Source organism: Larkinella terrae, assembly GCF_009668025.1.
GTDB classification, from domain to species: domain Bacteria; phylum Bacteroidota; class Bacteroidia; order Cytophagales; family Spirosomataceae; genus Larkinella; species Larkinella terrae.
This window is the reverse complement of record NZ_WJXZ01000007.1, coordinates 379,296-397,965: the sequence shown is the minus strand read 5'-3', so window position 1 is coordinate 397,965 and position 18,670 is coordinate 379,296. Positions and strand designations below refer to the sequence as shown.

Annotated in this window: 10 protein-coding genes; 5 read left to right on the top strand and 5 right to left on the bottom strand. The window is 54.0% G+C overall.

What is annotated here, in order from left to right; genetic code table 11:
- The first annotated feature begins 198 nt into the window (after window positions 1-198).
- From GJJ30_RS14515 to GJJ30_RS14505, 3 genes are all read left to right on the top strand, one after another.
- Window positions 199-846, top strand: coding sequence for an MBL fold metallo-hydrolase (locus tag GJJ30_RS14515; protein ID WP_154175877.1), 648 nt, complete (start codon window positions 199-201; stop codon window positions 844-846).
- Between the two features lie 133 nt (window positions 847-979).
- Window positions 980-1,585, top strand: coding sequence for an RNA polymerase sigma factor (locus GJJ30_RS14510; protein ID WP_154175876.1), 606 nt, complete (start codon window positions 980-982; stop codon window positions 1,583-1,585).
- Between the two features lie 418 nt (window positions 1,586-2,003).
- Entirely contained in the window at window positions 2,004-2,351 is a 348-nt protein-coding gene (locus tag GJJ30_RS14505) for a hypothetical protein (RefSeq protein ID WP_154175875.1), read from the top strand.
- Between the two features lie 66 nt (window positions 2,352-2,417).
- Here GJJ30_RS14505 and GJJ30_RS14500 read toward each other — a convergent pair whose 3' ends face one another.
- The 4 genes from GJJ30_RS14500 to GJJ30_RS14485 form a co-directional block, all read right to left on the bottom strand.
- Entirely contained in the window at window positions 2,418-2,846 is a 429-nt protein-coding gene (locus GJJ30_RS14500; RefSeq protein ID WP_154175874.1) for a hypothetical protein, read from the bottom strand.
- Entirely contained in the window at window positions 2,843-4,144 is a 1,302-nt protein-coding gene (locus tag GJJ30_RS14495) for a caspase family protein (RefSeq protein WP_154175873.1), read from the bottom strand. The genes GJJ30_RS14500 and GJJ30_RS14495 overlap by 4 nt, the downstream gene beginning before the upstream one ends.
- Before the next feature lie 153 nt (window positions 4,145-4,297).
- The gene (locus GJJ30_RS14490; RefSeq protein WP_154175872.1) at window positions 4,298-7,969 is read right to left on the bottom strand and encodes an NACHT and WD repeat domain-containing protein; all 3,672 of its coding nucleotides are present in this window, start codon (window positions 7,967-7,969) and stop codon (window positions 4,298-4,300) included.
- Between the two features lie 3 nt (window positions 7,970-7,972).
- Entirely contained in the window at window positions 7,973-9,832 is a 1,860-nt protein-coding gene (locus GJJ30_RS14485) for a CHAT domain-containing protein (RefSeq protein ID WP_170299191.1), read from the bottom strand.
- 515 nt (window positions 9,833-10,347) lie between these two features.
- Here GJJ30_RS14485 and GJJ30_RS14480 point away from each other — a divergent pair.
- Window positions 10,348-17,178, top strand: coding sequence for a family 78 glycoside hydrolase catalytic domain (locus tag GJJ30_RS14480; RefSeq protein WP_154175870.1), 6,831 nt, complete (start codon window positions 10,348-10,350; stop codon window positions 17,176-17,178).
- Here GJJ30_RS14480 and GJJ30_RS14475 read toward each other — a convergent pair.
- Window positions 17,167-17,379 (bottom strand): hypothetical protein, encoded by a 213-nt coding sequence (locus GJJ30_RS14475; protein WP_154175869.1) that lies wholly within the window; start codon window positions 17,377-17,379, stop codon window positions 17,167-17,169. The two genes, GJJ30_RS14480 and GJJ30_RS14475, sit on opposite strands and share 12 nt — an antisense overlap.
- 355 nt (window positions 17,380-17,734) lie before the next feature.
- Between GJJ30_RS14475 and GJJ30_RS14470 the strand changes: the two genes are divergently transcribed.
- Window positions 17,735-18,670 (top strand): alpha/beta fold hydrolase, encoded by a 936-nt coding sequence (locus tag GJJ30_RS14470; RefSeq protein WP_154175868.1) that lies wholly within the window; start codon window positions 17,735-17,737, stop codon window positions 18,668-18,670.

Here is an 18,670-nt window from a genome sequence, read left to right as displayed (position 1 = left end):
TGCCGGGCTTTGAAATGCCGATTAAAGCCCGGCACCGGCCGCCCGGCCTTTAGGGGTTGGGGGCAAGGTTTAAAAGTGCAAAATCAAATTCTTGGACAGTCTTTAAGAAAATAAAAATGATGAATGTTGAATGTAAAAGTGAAAAGCCAATAACTTTTACATTCATCATTCATCATTTATCATTCATCATTTAACTACATGACTCACATTCAATCCTTTACGTTCAACGCGCTGGCCGAGAACACTTATATTTTATACGACGAAACCGGCGAAGCTATCATCATCGATCCCGGTTGCTACGACAAGCGGGAAAAAGAGGAACTCGTCGGTTTTATTGACCAGAACAAGTTAAAACCGGTCAAACTTCTCAACACCCACGCCCATGTCGATCATGTGCTCGGAAATGCCTTTGTGAAACGGCAGTACGGCATTGAATTATACCTCCACGAAAGCGATCTGCCGGTGCTCCATTCCGTCAAAGTGATGGCTCCTTACTACGGCATCATGGCGTACGAGGAAACCGAAGTCGATCAGTATCTGGTGGCTGGCGAAACCGTCACGTTCGGTCATTCGGAACTGGAAGTGCGGTTTGTGCCGGGACACGCGCCGGGGCATGTGGCTTTTGTCAGTCACGCCGACCGCTTTGTGATCGGGGGCGATGTGCTGTTTCGGGGCAGCGTCGGACGCACGGATTTTCCGCTTTCCGACTTTGACACCCTGGCCACCAGCATTCGCACCCAGTTATACACCCTGCCCGATGATTATGTGGTTTATCCCGGCCACATGGGTTCCACGACAATCGGCCAGGAGAAACGCTCGAATCCGTTCGTACGAGCGGTGAATTGACGAAGTGTGTCCCCGCGCCATACCGATTTCTAGTATTATTTTAACATTTATTGGGACTAATTTTTAATACTTACGGCCACATCCTATATTTGAAAAGCGAGACGTCTTTGACTTTCCCCAGAAAGTGTGTGGCATGAATATATTGAATAGAAAGCCGGTTTTACCGGAAGATCATGAACTATGGCAGCGGTTTAAGCTGGGAAATACGCTGGCTTTTGAAGCCCTGATGAGTAAATATGGTCGGATGCTTTTCTCATACGGCAGCAAGTATTCGTCAGATAATGAATTTGTTAAAGACTGCATTCAGGATCTTTTTCTGGATTTGTGGCAAAAGCGGGAATCGTTAAACAGCACAGTCGTGGTGAAACCGTATTTGCTGGCCTCCCTACGCCGACGTATTCACCGGGCGCTCGAAAAACAACGCTGGCAATCGAATACGCCACTGGACTGCGTCGAGCATTTTTCGATCGAATTTTCGGTTGAGGAAGGACTGGTCGAAGATGAAACCTCCCGCAATGTGGTATACAAAGTGAAGTACCTGATCGACCAACTGACGAAGCGGCAGCAGGAAGTTATCTACCTGAAGTTCTTTCAGGAACTGGACCGCGAACATATTTCCGCGATCATGAGCATCGCCCCCCAGTCGGTTTCCAACCTGCTTCAAGCCGCCATCAAGCAGTTAAAGTCGCAGTGGAAAACCGAATTCTTCCTGGTTTCGCTTTTTAATTTATTCGCCTAACCTTTTCCCAATGAGCCACCAACTAGTAATCCATCTACCAGAACACGAGTCCGAAGGACTCCACCGTGGATAACCCCGGATGCAATCCGGGGACTGACGAGCGAGTGTCCCACGTTGGGCCGCAACCCCGGAGGGGTTGAACAACCTACCGGTGAGCGGGTCAACCCCTCCGGGGTTGGAGATCCCTGGGGAGTTTCTGCACACCCCTCCCCGAATTTCATTCGGGGTTATCCAAAGTAAAGCCTTTCAGGCTTTCGCAACGGTCTAGTACAGCCATCCATCTATTGTCACTGCCTTTACATTTACCTTTTAGTGCCTTTTACCTCTACCATTTAGTACTGCTTCATTTTTTTTTGGAAAACAGTATCGGCGTACCGATTTCGTCTCTGGTAGTTCAAAACCGCCAACCAGCTTTCCGATGCCACAACGATACTCCCAAAACATCGAAAAATTAATCTGGAATGAATCCTTCCGAAAGTGGGTGTTACAGCCTACGCCGGAGAGCGATGCGTTCTGGTACATCTGGCAGGTGTCCAATCCCGACCGGGTGGAAGACCTGAAACTCGCCCGAACTGTCGTCGCAGCTTTGCGGGTCCAGGATCAGCAGCTCCCCGAACCCGAGCTCCAGCATCTCATTTCCCAAACCATTGCCCGTGCAAAGTTCGAAAATCCCAGCCCGGTCGCCCGCACGTTCCACTGGCAATCGCTGGTCTGGGTGACTCTCCTCCTTTTGCTTTTCGTCTTAGGCTGGTTTTTACTTAAATAAACAATTAACAATGACTATCAGCAGTTTACATTATTCATTATTAATTGTTCATTATTCATTCCCCAATCAGTCTTCCGGATTGAGTGCGAGTTTGCCGTCGGCGCCGAGGTAAATCCGGTAGCGGGAGCCGCGCCGGACGGTGTATTTATTGCTGCGGGTCCGATCAGTGATCAGTCGCACAAAGAGTTCGGCGCTGTTGGTCGGGTAGATGCTGACGTTGCTGGCTTTGATCGTAAACGAAGTCCAAACCTTCCGGTCCTTGCTGATGTCGAGCGTCGCCGGTTTGGTGTAGTCATTTACGAGAATAATGCTTTTCTGGCTGTAGCTGATCGTCACTTTCCGGCTCGAATCCGGCACGGGCGCATCGATGAAAAAGACTTTGATGTAATTCACTTCCAGGGTGTCGTCCTTCGTCCGGCTGGAATCCGCCGGAACCGGCCTCCCAAAAACCGGGATTCCGCAACCCAACAAGCCGATAATCAGGAGCCGTTTCATTCCGATTGGCTGGCCAGCCTTCTTTTTCGTTTGAATAAAAAATCGCCCGCGCCCGGCGTCAGGCCCTTGATGTGCCCGTAAGTCGGTTTTTGCCGGATCTGCGTTTTATTGTGCACTTCGTTTTTCATGCTGTCGAACAACTCTTCCGACGACAGGTATTCTTCCGAATTCGTCGCCAGCCGCTTGATGAAGTAATCCAGAAAAACGCTATTGTCCGGCACCTCCTCCAACGAGCTGCAACTCATGGCTTTGCGGCTTTTCTGGGTGTATTTTTCCTCCCAGGTCTGCAGTTTCGCATTGGTCATCATCTGGTACGTCACAATCGTGGAACCGTAACAGGCATCGACTACCAGTAACAGGTGCTGCGTTCGCATTTCGTTCAAAATCGACACCAGAGCCGCGTTGGACAGGTAGCTGTCGAGGTCTTCCTGGCGGGTGTCCTGCAGAGCCCAGAAACCGTTATTCTCATCGGTGCTGACGCTGTGTCCCGCAAAGAAAATCAGGAGGTTATCGTCACTCAGCAAGCGATACGACAGCGCAGTCAGCGTGTCCTTCACCATTTGCTTGGTGGCATTCGGCAGGCGAATGATCGACGCAAAATCGTATTGCTGCCGGAGCACGCTGTCCAGCCGGGCAATATCGCTGCGGGGCCGGTTTAGCTTGATGCGGGCATCGTTGTAGTCGTTAATGCCGATCAAAACCGCATGATACCGGGCGGTCGTCATCGTGGGTCGTTTGATCTTGGCGGGCAGTGGATATTCGTTGTTTCGCTCGGCTTTCCGGATAACCGAGATTTTCAGGTCATACTGCGCGGGCGCCATATTCGGATTGGAAATGTACACGAAGATAAATTTCAGACCCGCGTTATCCAGCGACAATTTCCGCCCCGTATTATCGGTAAAGGCGACGGTTGGCGTAATCGGCACGTTCAGCGTGAAATCCTTCAGCGTGTCGATGTTCGCGGATAAAACCGAATAGGCCGTCGTTTTCGAACCGCTGGTGGCTTTTTCGTCAATCGTGCAGTTTCCGTAGCAGTTTCGGATGGAAATAATCAGGTTGCGGTTCGATTGAATGGGCGTCACTTTCACCTGCAGCGTATCGCCGATGTGCAATTTGGTGTTGTCGACATCGACCGGATAAAACCGGTTGAAATGCCGCCCCGAGCCCGTCACGCTGAACGCCATCGCCGGGATCGAATCATTCCTGAACTGCACAATCGGCTCCACCACCGACTGCCCGCGCGCCGACTGCCCCACCAGCCAGCAACCCACCAACAGAAGGCCAATGAAGGATTTCATTCCGTTAAACACGTTTTTCTGCGAATAAGGTACACAATCGCACAATCGGATACAAAGAGTTTTTAGGATTAGGTGCGGATGTGCGGCAAAAGACGCGAGATTAAAGATAAAAGTCGCTGATAATGACAGACGGTCGGCTTTCTCTACCCTAATTTACTCCCGAAATGCTTGCCAGATGGCTTCCCAGAATGACGTCTGCAACTGGTATTCCTCCCGCACGTCGGCCAGAATTTCGCGCCGTTTTGCGGGCGAAATGTGTTTATTCAGCCACGGAATAATAAAATCCGGTCCCGGCCAGACCGACACCCGGCTGTTTTGAACGGTGTAGTAGGTTGAGCCATCCTGCAAAAACCGGTATTGGTTGATCGCACCCGCCCATTCCAGCAGCCGCTGCCCGCTGGTGCTCCACCAGACGGATTGGCCTTCGGATTGCAGGGTAGTGATGAGCGAACCATCCGGCGCAAAATCTCCCATCTCGACCACTTTGTTGTGATTGAGCAAATTAAGCGCACCGGTATTTCGGGTCCAGATAAAAGCCTGACTTTCGCCCGACAGTAAAATCAAAATCTGCTCGCCGGAAGGCGAAATCCGAAAAGAAGAAATCCGGTAGCCGTCGGACAACCGACCGGTTTTTAACGGGTAGTTTGCCACCGGTTTTCCCTCCAGATTCCAGAATGAGAACGCATCGTTGACACCCGCCGTCAGCGCAATGATCGATTCACCGTCCGGACTGAGGGTCACGGACGCCTGACCGGCCGGAAGTTCGATCGCCCTGCGGTTTTTCCGGCTCCAGAAATACAGCTTCCCCTCCTTCGTCCGCAGCAGAGCTTCCTGACCCCGGTTCGACAGAAAGGCCCGGTTTTCATTCAGATTCAGGGGTAAGCTGTCGATGGGCTGCCCGTCTGAATTCCAGAAATAACCCTTACCGGTTTTAGTGCGAACCAGAATAATCTGGTGATCTTCGGAGTAATCCAGAATTTCGCCCGGCATCCCGGTCAGGCGACGGTCCGTCCGGTTCCAGCGGAAAATGGTGTTATTGGTATCGACCATGAACACGTTTCGGCCATCGCCGGTCACCAGAATTTGTTCCATAATCGGTTCGGTTTCCAGCGAATCGACCGGTTTTCCCGCCCGATTCCAGCAATAAAGCCAACTGGCGTCGGTCAGCGTGGTAATGAACTGGCCATCCAGCGAAACATCAAAATCCCGTACGCCTTCCGGGTGCGGCAATTCCACCAGCCGTTCGTCCAGCAAATTCCAGAGATACCCCTTTCCGTCTTCGGTATGGGTCAAAATCGTTTTTCCATCGGGCGAAAAAACCGCCGTCGAAACTGCAGCCTTGTGGGACAGTTTCCCTTTGAATTGCTTGTCCGCGTCCCACAACTCAACATCCGTATCGACAACGACCAGGGTGGTTTGCCCATCGGGAGCCAGTTCGATGGATCGGATTCGGCGTTCGTACGCAAGCTTATCCACCACGCGGCCCTCCGCATTCCACCAGTAGACTACTTTTCCGTCGGAAGCCGCTATGCGCTGGCCGTCGGCGGAAAGTTTAACGTCCGTAAACAGGGAATTATCGGCCATCAACTGCAAGGGCGTCACCTGCCGACGAATTCGGTCCCACCGAAAAACCCGGCCATTGGTGGTGCTCACGATCAGGATACTTCCCTCACCACTCATGACGGCCGACAAAACCGCATCAGGAAACGTTTGTGAATCAAGCAGTTTTGTCCCGCTCCGGTCCCAAAGCTGGAGTTTTTTGTTCAGGCTAACGTCCTCATTGGAGAGAGTTGGAACCGTGAGCAGCATTTTATCGTCGGGCGAAAAATCGGCCAGTTCGACGGGTGACAGGGCATCGAGCGTTCCAATTTTGCTGCCGCTTGTGTTCCAGATCGTCACTAGGCCCTCTTCGTTTGTGGTCAAAACATTGTGGCCGTCCCGCGAAATCGTCGCCGTACTGACGGTGCTGTCGGTCCCGATTCGCTGCACCTGATGGGTTTCGAGGTCGCCAAAAAACAGCTTGCCCGGTTCCACCAGTGCAACCACCCGCCGACCGTCGTCCGACAGTTCAACCGACAAATACCGCCCCGGAATAAAAAGTCCTTCCCCATTTTGCCTGCCGGTCGGGTCCCAGCGATACACCCGGTTATCCTCCGCCACCAGCAGTAACCGCTTGCCATCGCTCGAAAAATCAACCCCCCGAATGGCCGTGTCATCCAGTTCAATCTTGGACGAATAAAGCCGGTGGTTGTAAAAATGGTTGTAGAGCGCCTTCCGGTTCAGCTCGTTCGGGTCCTGTTCGTACGCTTCGGCAACCGTCACCAGCGCCTGAACGGGGTCCATCCGGTCGGACTGAAGCACGATGCGGGTCCGGTTGGTTTTGTTCCACTGATTAACTGCGAACCAGACCGAGGCCAGCGCCACCAGCAGAAAAATCGATACAATCGCGATGCTGCGTTTCAGTCGGGCATTTTTCTGCTGCTGTTCTTCCAGTTCCCGCCGTTGTTCGCGCCGGTGAAACTCGCGACTCGCGTTGATGTATTCCCATTTGGCGTCACTTTCCGCCTTGCCCAGACTGCGGTCGAGTTCGGCGTGAACGGCTTTTTCGTAGAGTTGAATTTCGGACAACCGGCGGGGCGAAAGCAGCAAATCGTCCGCTTCTTTTTTCTCGATGTATTCCCGATAGGCTTCCTTCAGCCGCCGGATGATGTCGTTGATCTGCCGCTGCTCCGCCGACCGTCCTTTGTCGATGACTTTCGCCAGGCTGTCGTGCGCCAGTTCGTACGTTTCCTCATCCCGCCGGATCAGGCGGGTCCTTTCCAGTTCGGTCAAAATCCGCATCAGCAGGGCAATCGGCAGCCGGGCGGTTTCTTCGAGCGACGCCAGCCGGTGTTCCCGGCGGGTGCCTTCGTAGGTCACAAACGCTTCCAGCACCTGGCTCACGGCGGGTTGTTCGTCGGGCGGAAGCTGGTCGGTGATGGATTTTTTCTGTTCCGCCAGAAAGACCTCCAGCACATCGTCGATCCTGCCCACTTCCTCCACCAAAGCCGGGGTGATCCAGACCGGCGGCTCGGGTTCTTTTTCGTTTTCCTGCCGCCAGAGCCGATCCAGATAAACCTGTAAATAAGGCAGTTGGAACGTATTGGCCGAGCTGCGGTTATTTTCCAGAATCAGAGCCACCGTTTTCGCTTCATCGACCAGCCGAATGTCTTCAATCTGGCTGAACGTACCGACGATCACCTCCTGCAGATTGCGTTCGCTCATCGGCTCGACCCGCATCCGGAAATCGAACAATCCGGGCAGTTGGTCCTCATAGGCATAGAGGTACGCCAGAAAATCCTCCCGGATCACCAGGACAATTTTACAGGCAAGCGACGAATGCTCGATTTCTTTCAAAAAACCGGTAAACCACGTTTGCTCCTCCGCCGAACCGCTGATGAATAGTTCCTCCAGTTGATCGAAAATCAGGTAAATCGGGCGCAGCGCGTACCGAATGCACTCCGCCACGAGCGCAACCGGTTCGGTGGCGGTGTTTTCTTCCAGAATACCGCTCAGAATCGAAACCAGCGTTTGCCGCAAATCGCCCCTCCGACGAATTTGAACCGAAAAATAATCGGAAGCGGGAATCGCTTTGGCCAGACCGCACTGCACCAGACTGGTTTTTCCGGTTCCCGACGGCCCATAGACCAGCACCAGCCGCGACCGAAACAGGAGTTCGACCAGGCGCTTTTGCTCCGCGTTTCGCCCAAAAAACCGGTTTTTATCGGCGGACGTGTAGGCGTCAAGAAATTTAAACGGACTGCTTACGGCGAGTGGAGCGGGCATGGGTTAGTCGGACAAAGAAAGCAGGTCAATGTTGGTGTCAGTCGCTTCGGCAATCGGTTCGTTCGGGGTGGCAGCCAGCGGATCGGGCAACGCCAGCAGCGTCATCACGGTGCTGAACTGTTCGCGCAGCGTCGTAAAATCCTGTTTTTGCAGCACTTCGGTTTCGTTCGGCTTGAACAAAACGCTCAGCAAGGGATCTTCGGGCCGGGCAATGTGCTTGAATCGCACCGCCCCCTCGCCCGACGAATGAAAACTATAGGGATCGAACACGTTGCTTTTGATGTAAACATTCTGATCGATCAGCAGGGGCGAAAGATTCAGAAAATCAGCGGTTTCGGGCACGCCGGTGGCGGTTTCCCGCTGAACTTTCACCAGCAAAACCGATTGCGACGCCCAGGGATTCGACAGGTTGATTTCCTGAAACGACTTGTCTTCGTACGGATTCTGGGTGGTTCGCAAAACCGCCTTTTCGTGTTTATATTCTTCCGGACGGTAAAAAAACCGCACCACCCGAATGTTTTTGTAAGACTCCAGCTGGTAATTGGCCCAGAAACCCATCCGCTTGCACAGTTCCACCAGTTGGTCTTCACCCACCTGACACACCGACGGAATGTTGGCCACTCCGGCCGGGCTGTTGAGTCTCCGGCGTAAATCGTCGAAAAACAGAAAGCATTTGTAAAAACCCTCCTTCTCGTTAAACTGCCGGGCCAGTTCCTGCATTTCGGGCATAAAAAGCACTTCCTGGCTGCTGCTCAGAAACGCGCTCAGGCTTTTCAGCGCCTGTTCCACCTCGCCGGGATTCAGATTCGACCAGCCTTCGGTCAGCAGCCGCTGCAACAAGGCCCGGGTCTCGGCCGTCAGGGGCGGTTCCACCCCGTCTTTCCGGTAGTGAATCAGCCGGTCGATCACCTGCGCCAGCAGGGTAATGACAAGCAAATCGACCGCCGACTCAAACAATGCGGTGTAATTGAGCAGGCGTTCCCGGTCGCTCCTGATCGGCATTTTCTTGCCTTCGGGCGTGAACGGGGGCGTAAATAACCGCCGGACCGGTTCGGCAATCGGATACGGCAGGCGGCTCAGAATGGCGTCGTTGACCCAGAGGATCTGCGATTCGGACTGTTTGCTGACTTGCATGAACTTCTCCCGCAAGCTGGGTTCGTATTTAATGAGCGCGTTGAACAGGGCGTTCCGGAGCGCGCTGTTGGGCTTGTATTCAACGGCGGTTTGCTCGGCAGTTGTCGGTAGTTCCCACCGGGCGGCTTCGTCGGAAGGTTTGTGAAAATACCACAAATTCCGGCTGACCTCCGTTTCCTCCATATCGACCATGGCGCGGTTCATCACCTGAATGGTGGTGGATTCGCTCACCTGCAGTTTCAACTGAGCCTGCTCGAGCGAGGCTTCAATCGAATACTGATTGGCCAGAGCCTGGTAAAACGTAAGGGCAAATTCCGACGCGGCTTTGTCTTCAATCGGCGTGCTGGTGGCAATGATGGCGGCTTTCACGTTCTGGGCCGCCAGCAGTTTGATGTGTTGCAAAGTGGAGCAGCCGTTCAGAAACACCAGTTTCAGGTTCGGGCAACGACCGAGCAACTGGGCAATCCCCGCTCCCCGGGCCACGGTATCTTCGAGTTGCAAAACCGTACTGCCCGCGTGACCGCTGAAGTGAAACAAACTCAGCGTATTCTGGTAAGTCGCCAGTTTATCAGCCATGGAGCTGGTGGTCGCAAACGAGTCCCGCACTTTCTGGAAGTGTCCTTTGCTACTCCGCAAATCCAGCAACCGGTCGATGCCATCATCTTCATCCCGCAGGGACAGCAGCGGATGATCCCGGTCGTTGGCAAAACAAAAAAGGAGGGTGTCCATCTCGGTGGTTACAGGTCCGCAAGGTCTGGGCAATCCGGTTCCGTCCGTGAGCATCCGGCAAACCGCCGGACCGAACAAAATTGAACCCGGTGGCGAAACCGCTTGTAAAAATTGGAAGGTAAGTAATAAGTATCTGGATTCAAAATACGCCAATGAATGGCCGAAAAAGCGAGCCTTGTAACCATCTACTCATTTAGTGAAACAAATAAATGGGCAATCATGCATTTACGGATGGTTTTGTCTTATTTTGTAAATTTATTTTCCGGATTTAATGCTATTCTCTGGCTTGAAACACAGATAATAAAGCCGGAGTCCGAGTGAAATACAACCTCCGCGAACTGTCTGTTAATTTTTGGAATAACAATTGATGTAATTTTCATTAGTTGTCGTTTTTCCGCCTGTTACTGCCTGATTATTATTTGATTAATCAACGGTTATTATTCCCGCAAAATGGGACGTTTGAGCGAACGTGATGCGCCAAAAGGCTTTGTGATTACGAAATTAAAATCAACGTTATGAATTGGATTCTTTACGGATTAGTACTCTGTCTTTCTTTTCCCACACTTGCCCAGCGAACGATTACCATTTCGGATCTGCGGACTGAAAACCTGACCAATCCAGACGGTCTTGCCAAATCGTCTCCCCGTTTTAGCTGGATTCTGACCAGCAATCAGCGAAATTTGAAACAGGATAAATACCAGATTCTGGTTGCTTCGACGCCCGAAAAACTCAGCCAGAACGAGGGCGATTTGTGGAATTCCGGTTTGGTGACCAGCGATCGTTCCCAGTGGGTCGCTTACGCGGGTCAGGCGTTATCCAGCCGCCAGAGCTGCTACTGGAAGGTAAAAATACGAAGCAAGGACGGCGTTGAGTCCAGTTGGAGCCAACCGGCGCGGTGGACGATGGGCCTGATGCAGTCGAGCGACTGGACGGCCCAGTGGATCGGTCTCGATCAGACGTTTGAATGGGATTCGCCCACGGCCGTCAACACCCGCCTGTCGGCGCGGTATTTCCGGAAACAGGCCACGCTCTCCAAACCGATCAAACAGGCCACGGCGTACATCAGCGGTTTGGGCCTTTACGAACTTTCCCTGAACGGCCAGAAAGTGGGCGATGCCGTGCTGGCTCCGGGTCCGACAGAATACGATAAACGGGTTTTGTACAATACTTACGACGTGACGAGCTACCTGCAATCGGGCGACAACGCCTTTGGGGTTACGCTCGGCAACGGGCGGTTTTTCGGAATGCGCATCGGTTTGCCCAAAACTCCTGCTACCACGAATTACGGCTACCCGAAACTGCGGTTGCAGGTTGAAATTACGTATACCGACGGCACGACCGAAAAAGTCGTGAGCGACAACTCCTGGAAAGTAACCGCCGACGGTCCGATTCGGGCCAACAGCGAGTTTGACGGGGAGGTCTACGATGCCACCCGCGAGTTAACCGGCTGGGATCAGGCCGGTTACAACGCCAGCAGCTGGCTGACGGCCCCGGTGGTGAGTGCCCCCGCCAGCCGGATCGAATCGCAAACGAACCCGCCGATTCGGGTTACTCAAAACCTGACCCCGGTTTCCGTGCGGCAACTGGAGCCCGGAAAATACATCATCGATATGGGCCAGAACATGGTTGGCTGGGCGCGATTGAAAGTAGAAGGCCCGCGCGGAACCCAGGTAACGATGCGGTTTGCCGAAACCATCAAAAACGACGGAAACCTGATGATCGACAACCTGCGATCGGCGGAGGCTAAAGATGTCTATACGCTCAAAGGTGGGGGGCCGGAAATCTGGGAGCCGCGTTTTACGTACCACGGTTTTCGGTACATCGAGCTGACCGGTTTTCCGGGTACGCCAACGACGCAAACACTGGAAGGACGCATTGTTCACGACGATTTGCCCCAGACCGGGACCATCACCACGTCGAACGACATGCTCAACAAGATTTACAAAAACGCTTTCTGGTCGATTCGGGGCAATTACCGGGGTATTCCGACCGACTGTCCGCAGCGCGACGAACGCCAGGGCTGGCTCGGCGACCGGGCGACGGTTTCGACCGGGGAGAGCTTTATTTACGGCAACCAGAGTTTGTACGCCAAATGGCTCGACGATATCGAAAGCGCCCAGAAATCGGACGGTGCCATCCCGGATATCGTTCCAACGTATTGGAAATACGCTACGCCCAGTGTGACCTGGCCTTCGACCTACGTGCTGGTTGCCAACATGTTGTACGAGCAGTTTGGGGACGATGAGCCCATTCGGAAGCATTATTCGTCCATGAAAAAATGGGTAACGTACCTGGAAAAATATAGCTCGAATTACATTCAGCAGGCCGACGAATACGGCGACTGGGCCTTACCGCCGGAGTCGATGTCGCTGACCAAATCGGAAGATCCGACCCGGAAAACCGACGGTACCCTGATGAATACCGCGTATTATTATTACATTCTGAAGCTCATGGAGCGGTTTGCCACCCTGACCGGCAACGAAGGGGATCGCGCCAACTTCAGCAACCGGGCGGCACTGGTTCGGGCGGCTTTTAACCAGAAATTCTTCAATCCAAGCACGAATCAATACAGCAATAACACCGTTACGGCCAGTCTGGTGGCGCTGGGTTGCGGACTGGTGCCCGACGAACTCCGCCAGGCGGTTTTTAACCAGATGACGGCGGTGATCGAAGGTAAATTCAACGGCCAGATCAGCACCGGCGTGGTGGGAACGCAGTGGCTGATGCGGACGCTAACGGCGAACGGCCGCTCGGATCTGGCGATGCGGCTGGCAACCAATACCGGTTACCCGAGCTGGGGCTACATGGTTCAGAACGGGGCCACGACCACCTGGGAATTGTGGAACGGCAACAAAGCGCCGTCGTTTATGAATTCGGGCAATCACGTCATGCTGCTGGGCGACCTTCCCATCTGGATGTACGAAAATCTGGCGGGGATCAAATCGGGCGAATCCGGTTTTAAATCCCTCGTCATGCGCCCCGTTCCGTCCGGCGACCTGAACCGCGTCAGTTCGACCTTTGCGTCGGCTTACGGTACCGTAGCCAGTGAATGGACACTCAGCGGTCAGCAGTTCCGCTGGAAAATTACCGTGCCGGGCAATACGACGGCGCTGGTTTCCGTACCGGCCCAAAATCTGGCGTCGGTTCGGGAAGGAAGCCAACCGGCCGAAGAAGCGAACGGTGTTACTTTTCTGCGCATGGAAGATGGCCGGGCCATTTTTCAGGTAGGTTCCGGTTCGTATGACTTCACCTCGACTCCGACGGATGCCCAAAACCGCCCGCCGGTTGCCCCCGGTTTTACGCCACCCAGCGGGGTTGTCAACAAGGCCTATACCTACACCTTACCGGCTTTTACCGATCCGGAAGGAGGTGAGGTGACGCACGCACTCAGTGGCACCATTGCGGGACTGAGTTTCAATCCCGCTACCCGCGTCCTGAGCGGTACGCCGACTCAGGCCGGTACGTTCCCGCTGGTGGCGCAGGGAACCGACACGGAAGGTGCTTCCACCACCGCCACGCTGTCGATTGTCGTCAGCAACGATCTGGCCAGTTTTGACGGCTACCTGGACAAAGTGCGCTGCGACAGCATTACCGGCTGGGCCTGGAACCGGGATCGGCCCAATTATGCCGTGACCATCGAATTTCTGGAAGGAACCAATCTGGCCACCGCCACCCCCGTCGGAACGACCGTGGCCAATATTTTCCGGCAGGATTTAAAAACCGCCGGGAAAGGCAATGGCATACACGGGTATCGGTTCAAGGTGCCGGAAAGTTTAAAAGATAACCAGACGCATACCATCTGGGGGCGCGCCGAGGGCATTTATGTCCTGAAATGGTCGCCCAAAACCTTGACGTGCGAAGGTACAACCACACCCCCACCCGTTAACCAGCCGCCGGTCGCGCCAGCGGTTGCTTCCTTAACGGCGACCACCGGAGTAGCCTTTTCGACGACACTCCCGGCCTTTACCGACGCCGATAACGACCCATTGACGTACAGCCTGGCCGGTTCGGTCGCTGGGTTAAACTTCAATCCGGCTACCCGGGTGTTGAGCGGAACGCCTACGGCAACCGGAACATTTAGCCTGACCTATTCGGCTTCGGACGGGACCGTGTCGGTTCCGCTGGCCTTCAGTATTTCCGTTGAAAATCCGCCCGTGGTGAATACGCCACCGGTAGCACCGGTTTTAACCTCGCTGACTATCACTTCCGGTCAATCTTTTACGACCACTTTGTTGCCCTTTACGGACGTCGATGACGATCCGCTGACGTATTCGCTGGCCGGTTCAGTACCCGGTTTGACGTTCGACGCAGCCAGCCGCGGCTTGAGTGGAATCCCGACCACAACGGGCACGTTCAGCCTGACGTATTCGGCCACCGACGGCACCGAGTCGGTGGCGACAACCTTTAGCATTGTCGTTGAAAGCCCTCCGGTTGTCAACCTGCCACCCGTAGCGCCGGAACCAGCCTCCCTTTCGGCCACCGTCGGAACGGCTTTTAGTACGACTCTGACGACTTTCACCGATCCGGAAAATGAAAGCCTGACGTACAATCTGGCGGGAAGTGTTCCCGGTTTGAGCTTTACGGCGGGCAGCCGGATTTTGAGCGGAACGCCCACAACGGCGGGTACGTACAGCCTGACCTACACGGCCACGGATAGCCAGAATCAGAGTGCAAGCGTTAATGTGTCGGTGGTCGTTTCGAATACCGTAACCAGCCCGGGCCTGAGCCTGGCGGGGTATGACGGTTATCTGAGTACCGTCAATTGTACTATTTTCTCGGGCTGGGTCTGGCACAGGGACAAACCGAATCTGGCGCTTACGGTTGAATTTCTGGACGGCGCCACCGCTGCCACCGCGACCGTAATCGACAAAATTCTGGCCGACGATTTCCGGCAGGATTTGAAGAATAACGGGAAAGGAAATGGGTATCACGGGTATTCTTACGTGGTTCCCGAAAGCCTGAAAGACAGCAAATCCCACACCATCTGGGCGCGGGTGGAAGGCACAACCTATGTGCTTCGGCCCCCGACAAACAAACTGATCAATTGCGCAGGAACCACTCCCCCACCGGTTACGAATAAACCGCCGGTAGAACCGGCCCCGATCTCTTTGACGGCAACGGTTGGTCAGGCGTTTTCAACAACGCTAGCCCCTTTTACCGATCCGGACAACAATCCGCTAACCTATAGCCTGACCGGTTCGGTTCCCGGTTTGAGTTTCAACAGCGCCAGTCGGGTTTTGAATGGAACCGCCACGCAGGCCGGATCGTTCACCCTGACTTATACGGCCAATGACGGAACTGTTACCGTTTCAACCCCCGTTCGGGTTACGGTGGTCGCTCCGGCTCCCGTCAATAACCCACCCGCAGCGCCATCCATTGCTTCCCTCTCGGCAACAGTCGGTCAGGCGTTTTCAACGACTCTGGCGGTTTTCACCGACCCGGACAATGACCCGTTGACGTACAGCGTAACCGGTACAATTCCCGGACTTTCATTCAATGCGGCAACGCGGGTTTTGTCCGGGACGCCCACGCAGGCCGGGTCGTTCTCCCTGACGTTTTCGGCCAATGATGGAAAAGTGACGGTTTCGACCCCGGTTTTAATGACGGTAGTTGTTCCGGCACCCACCAATAAGCCGCCCGTTGCACCTACGATTGCTTCGTTGTCGGCAACAGTTGGTCAATCGTTTTCCACGTCCCTGGCGGTTTTCACTGATCCGGACAATGATCCATTAAGCTACAGTGCGACGGGGACAATTCCCGGCCTTTCATTCAATGCTGCGAATCGGGTTTTGTCCGGGACGCCCACGCAGGCCGGGTCGTTCTCCCTGACGTATTCCGCGAATGATGGAAAAGCGACGGTTTCAACTCCGGTTCGCGTCGAAGTGGTTGCTCCCGCAAACAGACCGCCCGTTGCGCCATCTATTGCTTCCCTCTCGGCAACGACCGGTCAGTCGTTTTCCACGACCCTGGCGGTTTTCACTGATCCGGATAATAATCCATTGACGTACAGCGTAACCGGCACAATTCCCGGTCTCTCGTTCAGCACCACCTCGCGGGTTTTGTCCGGGACGCCCACGCAGGCCGGATCGTTCACCCTGACGTATTCGGCCAATGATGGAAAAACGACGGTTTCGACCCCGGTTCTAATGACGGTAGTTGCTCCGGCACCCACCAATAAGCCGCCCGTTGCGCCAACGATTGCCACCCTGAATGCCACGGTTGGACAGGCGTTCTCCACGACTCTGACGGCCTTTACCGATCCGGACAACAATCCATTGACACACAGCATGACTGGCACAGCCCCAGGGCTTTCGTTCAATCCACCGAACCGGGTTTTGAGTGGGACACCCACGCAGGCCGGCTCTTTCAGCTTGACGTATTCGGCCAATGACGGAAAAGTCGCATCTTCAACCACCGTTCGAGTTACGGTGGCCAGCGCCCCCCCAGCGAACAAACCGCCCGTTGCACCTTCCATTGCATCGCTGACGGCCACGATCGGACAAGCTTTTACAACCACATTGGCGGCTTTTTCGGATCCTGAAAATGGCGCACTGACCTACTCGCTGACGGGGCAGCCGGGCTGGCTGAGTTTTAATGGCACCAACCGGACGCTGAGTGGAACGCCCGACCTAACCGGCACTTACTCCCTGACGTATGCGGCCACCGACAACAAAAACGCCAAAACGAGTCTAACCGTGACATTAACTGTTAATCCCGTTCCGGTAACCGGCAACTTCGAAGGCTATCTTGATGTGATTACGTGCAACAGTTTTTCGGGTTGGATCTGGAACAAGGACAAACCGAATGCCGCCGTTACCATCGAATTTCTGGAAGGATCAACGCTGGCAACGGCGAAAGTTTTCGCAACGACGGTCGCCAACATTTTACGGCAGGATCTGAAGGATGCAGGCAAAGGAAATGGTGCTCACGGTTACAATTATACTGTACCGCAAACCTTAAAAAACAATCAGGAGCGCATCATTTGGGGACGGGTTCAGGGAAATAGTTACATCCTGGTCTGGTCGCCCAAATCCATTAACTGCTCGCCGAATCAACGAATTGGCGCGGATAACTCGGTCGAAAGTGAATCGTTGCTGGAATTATCCGTGACACCCAACCCGACAACCGGTCTGGTTACCGCGCGCTTCCGGCTGGCCGAAAACGAAAAAGCCCGGCTGCGGGTCACCGACCTTCTGGGCAGAACATTGCACCAACAGGACGTGCGGGGAACCGGTCGGCCACAGGAAGAAACCATCGACCTGGGTTCCAACACGCCCGGGATGCATTTCATCCACCTCAAAACCGATCTGAAAACCCAGAGCGGACGGATATTACTAACGCGGTAACAATCCCGCACCGGCATACCCGATGGATGTGCCGGTGCCGGGTTCTGTATCGTCGCCATCAACTCCGCCGTCGGGTTCGAGCGAATCTGTTTCATCCTCTTTCGGAGCGTCGGCGGGGTTCGCCAGTTCCGGCTTGGTTTCCAGGCCAATGGCGTCCTGATGGCTTTCGGTTTCTCCGGGTGCTTGTTCCTGATTTTGCATGGTTGTATTCTTCATGTTACTCATTCAGTAACCGTCGCCCAACCGGAATGTTTCGCAAGGCTACAAGACTGTCTAAATTTTATAATTTTCTTTTTCGCATTGCCCCCAACCCCCTAAAGGGGGCTTAATTATTCGGATTTGAGAGCCCCCTTTAGGGGGTTGGGGGCGGATCGAAGTAAAGGAAAATCTGAATTTTCGGTAATCTCTAAAACCGATATACTAATTTCACCGAACCGCCCTGTTTGACGTTCGATCAACCCAAAAAACGCATCAGCCTCGTCCGCAAATTCACGTTTCTACCATTTTCGATCAGGTAGTCTGAAACCTCAACCCCGCGTTAGTCGTTATAGAAGGTATGAAGTTATTTTTGCGCATCCTCCGCTGGGCATTGATCGTTATCGTTGTCGTATTTGCCGGTTTGTTGACTGCCGCCCACTGGGTCGAATCGCGGGACAGTGACGAAGAAATTGCCGAAAGCTTTCAGAATGAACGGGTTAAAGCTGTCGTTCACCGGTACAAAATTGCCGACCGCACCATCCGCTACATGGAAACCGATGAACCCGGCAAGGATTCGTTACCCGTGGTGCTTTTTGTGCACGGCGCACCCAGTTCATCCGCATTTTTCAAGAAATTTTTCAAGGATACGACCCTGGTCAACCACGCACATCTGGTAGCGGTGGACCGACCGGGCTACGGCTATTCCGATTACGGTCGGGTAGAAACCTCGATCGTTAAACAGGCGCAACTGCTTCAGCCACTGATGGATCATTACCGGAAAGCGTCGTTTTTTATGCTGGTCGGTTCATCGTACGGCGGATCGGTGGCGGCCCGGCTGGCGATGAACAATCCCGATCTGGTCGATCAGGTGGTTTTTGTTTCCTCCGCGCTCGGGCCGGGGCTGGAGCGGACCTACCCCATCAGTTATTTTATTGATAAACCGCCTTTGCGCTGGCTGGTTCCGCGTCTGTTGTTGCTGGCCAACGACGAAAAACTGGCCCACCGGCAGGCCCTGACTGAAATTATGCCCGATTGGAACAAGATCAAAGCCGGTGTTACCTTCCTGCACGGCCAGCGCGACGATCTGGTTTACCCGACCAATGTGGCTTTTGGGCGCACCCACCTGATCAATGCCCAATCCAGGGAATATTTGTTGCCTGAAAACCGCCATGACATCGTGTTCAACAAGCGTGAATACATGACGCAGATCATTGTCAACATTCTGAATGCTTATGCCGATTCGGTGAAACTACGAAAAAGTACGCCCAGGATCCTGATGACGGCCAACCACTGA

Coding starts and splice junctions, on each gene's coding strand:
- GJJ30_RS14515 (WP_154175877.1), top strand. CDS start 199: ATGACTCACATTCAATCCTTTACGTTCAACGCGCTGGCCGAGAACACT.
- GJJ30_RS14510 (WP_154175876.1), top strand. CDS start 980: ATGAATATATTGAATAGAAAGCCGGTTTTACCGGAAGATCATGAACTA.
- GJJ30_RS14505 (WP_154175875.1), top strand. CDS start 2,004: ATGCCACAACGATACTCCCAAAACATCGAAAAATTAATCTGGAATGAA.
- GJJ30_RS14500 (WP_154175874.1), bottom strand. CDS start 2,846: ATGAAACGGCTCCTGATTATCGGCTTGTTGGGTTGCGGAATCCCGGTT.
- GJJ30_RS14495 (WP_154175873.1), bottom strand. CDS start 4,144: ATGAAATCCTTCATTGGCCTTCTGTTGGTGGGTTGCTGGCTGGTGGGG.
- GJJ30_RS14490 (WP_154175872.1), bottom strand. CDS start 7,969: ATGCCCGCTCCACTCGCCGTAAGCAGTCCGTTTAAATTTCTTGACGCC.
- GJJ30_RS14485 (WP_170299191.1), bottom strand. CDS start 9,832: ATGGACACCCTCCTTTTTTGTTTTGCCAACGACCGGGATCATCCGCTG.
- GJJ30_RS14480 (WP_154175870.1), top strand. CDS start 10,348: ATGAATTGGATTCTTTACGGATTAGTACTCTGTCTTTCTTTTCCCACA.
- GJJ30_RS14475 (WP_154175869.1), bottom strand. CDS start 17,379: ATGCAAAATCAGGAACAAGCACCCGGAGAAACCGAAAGCCATCAGGAC.
- GJJ30_RS14470 (WP_154175868.1), top strand. CDS start 17,735: ATGAAGTTATTTTTGCGCATCCTCCGCTGGGCATTGATCGTTATCGTT.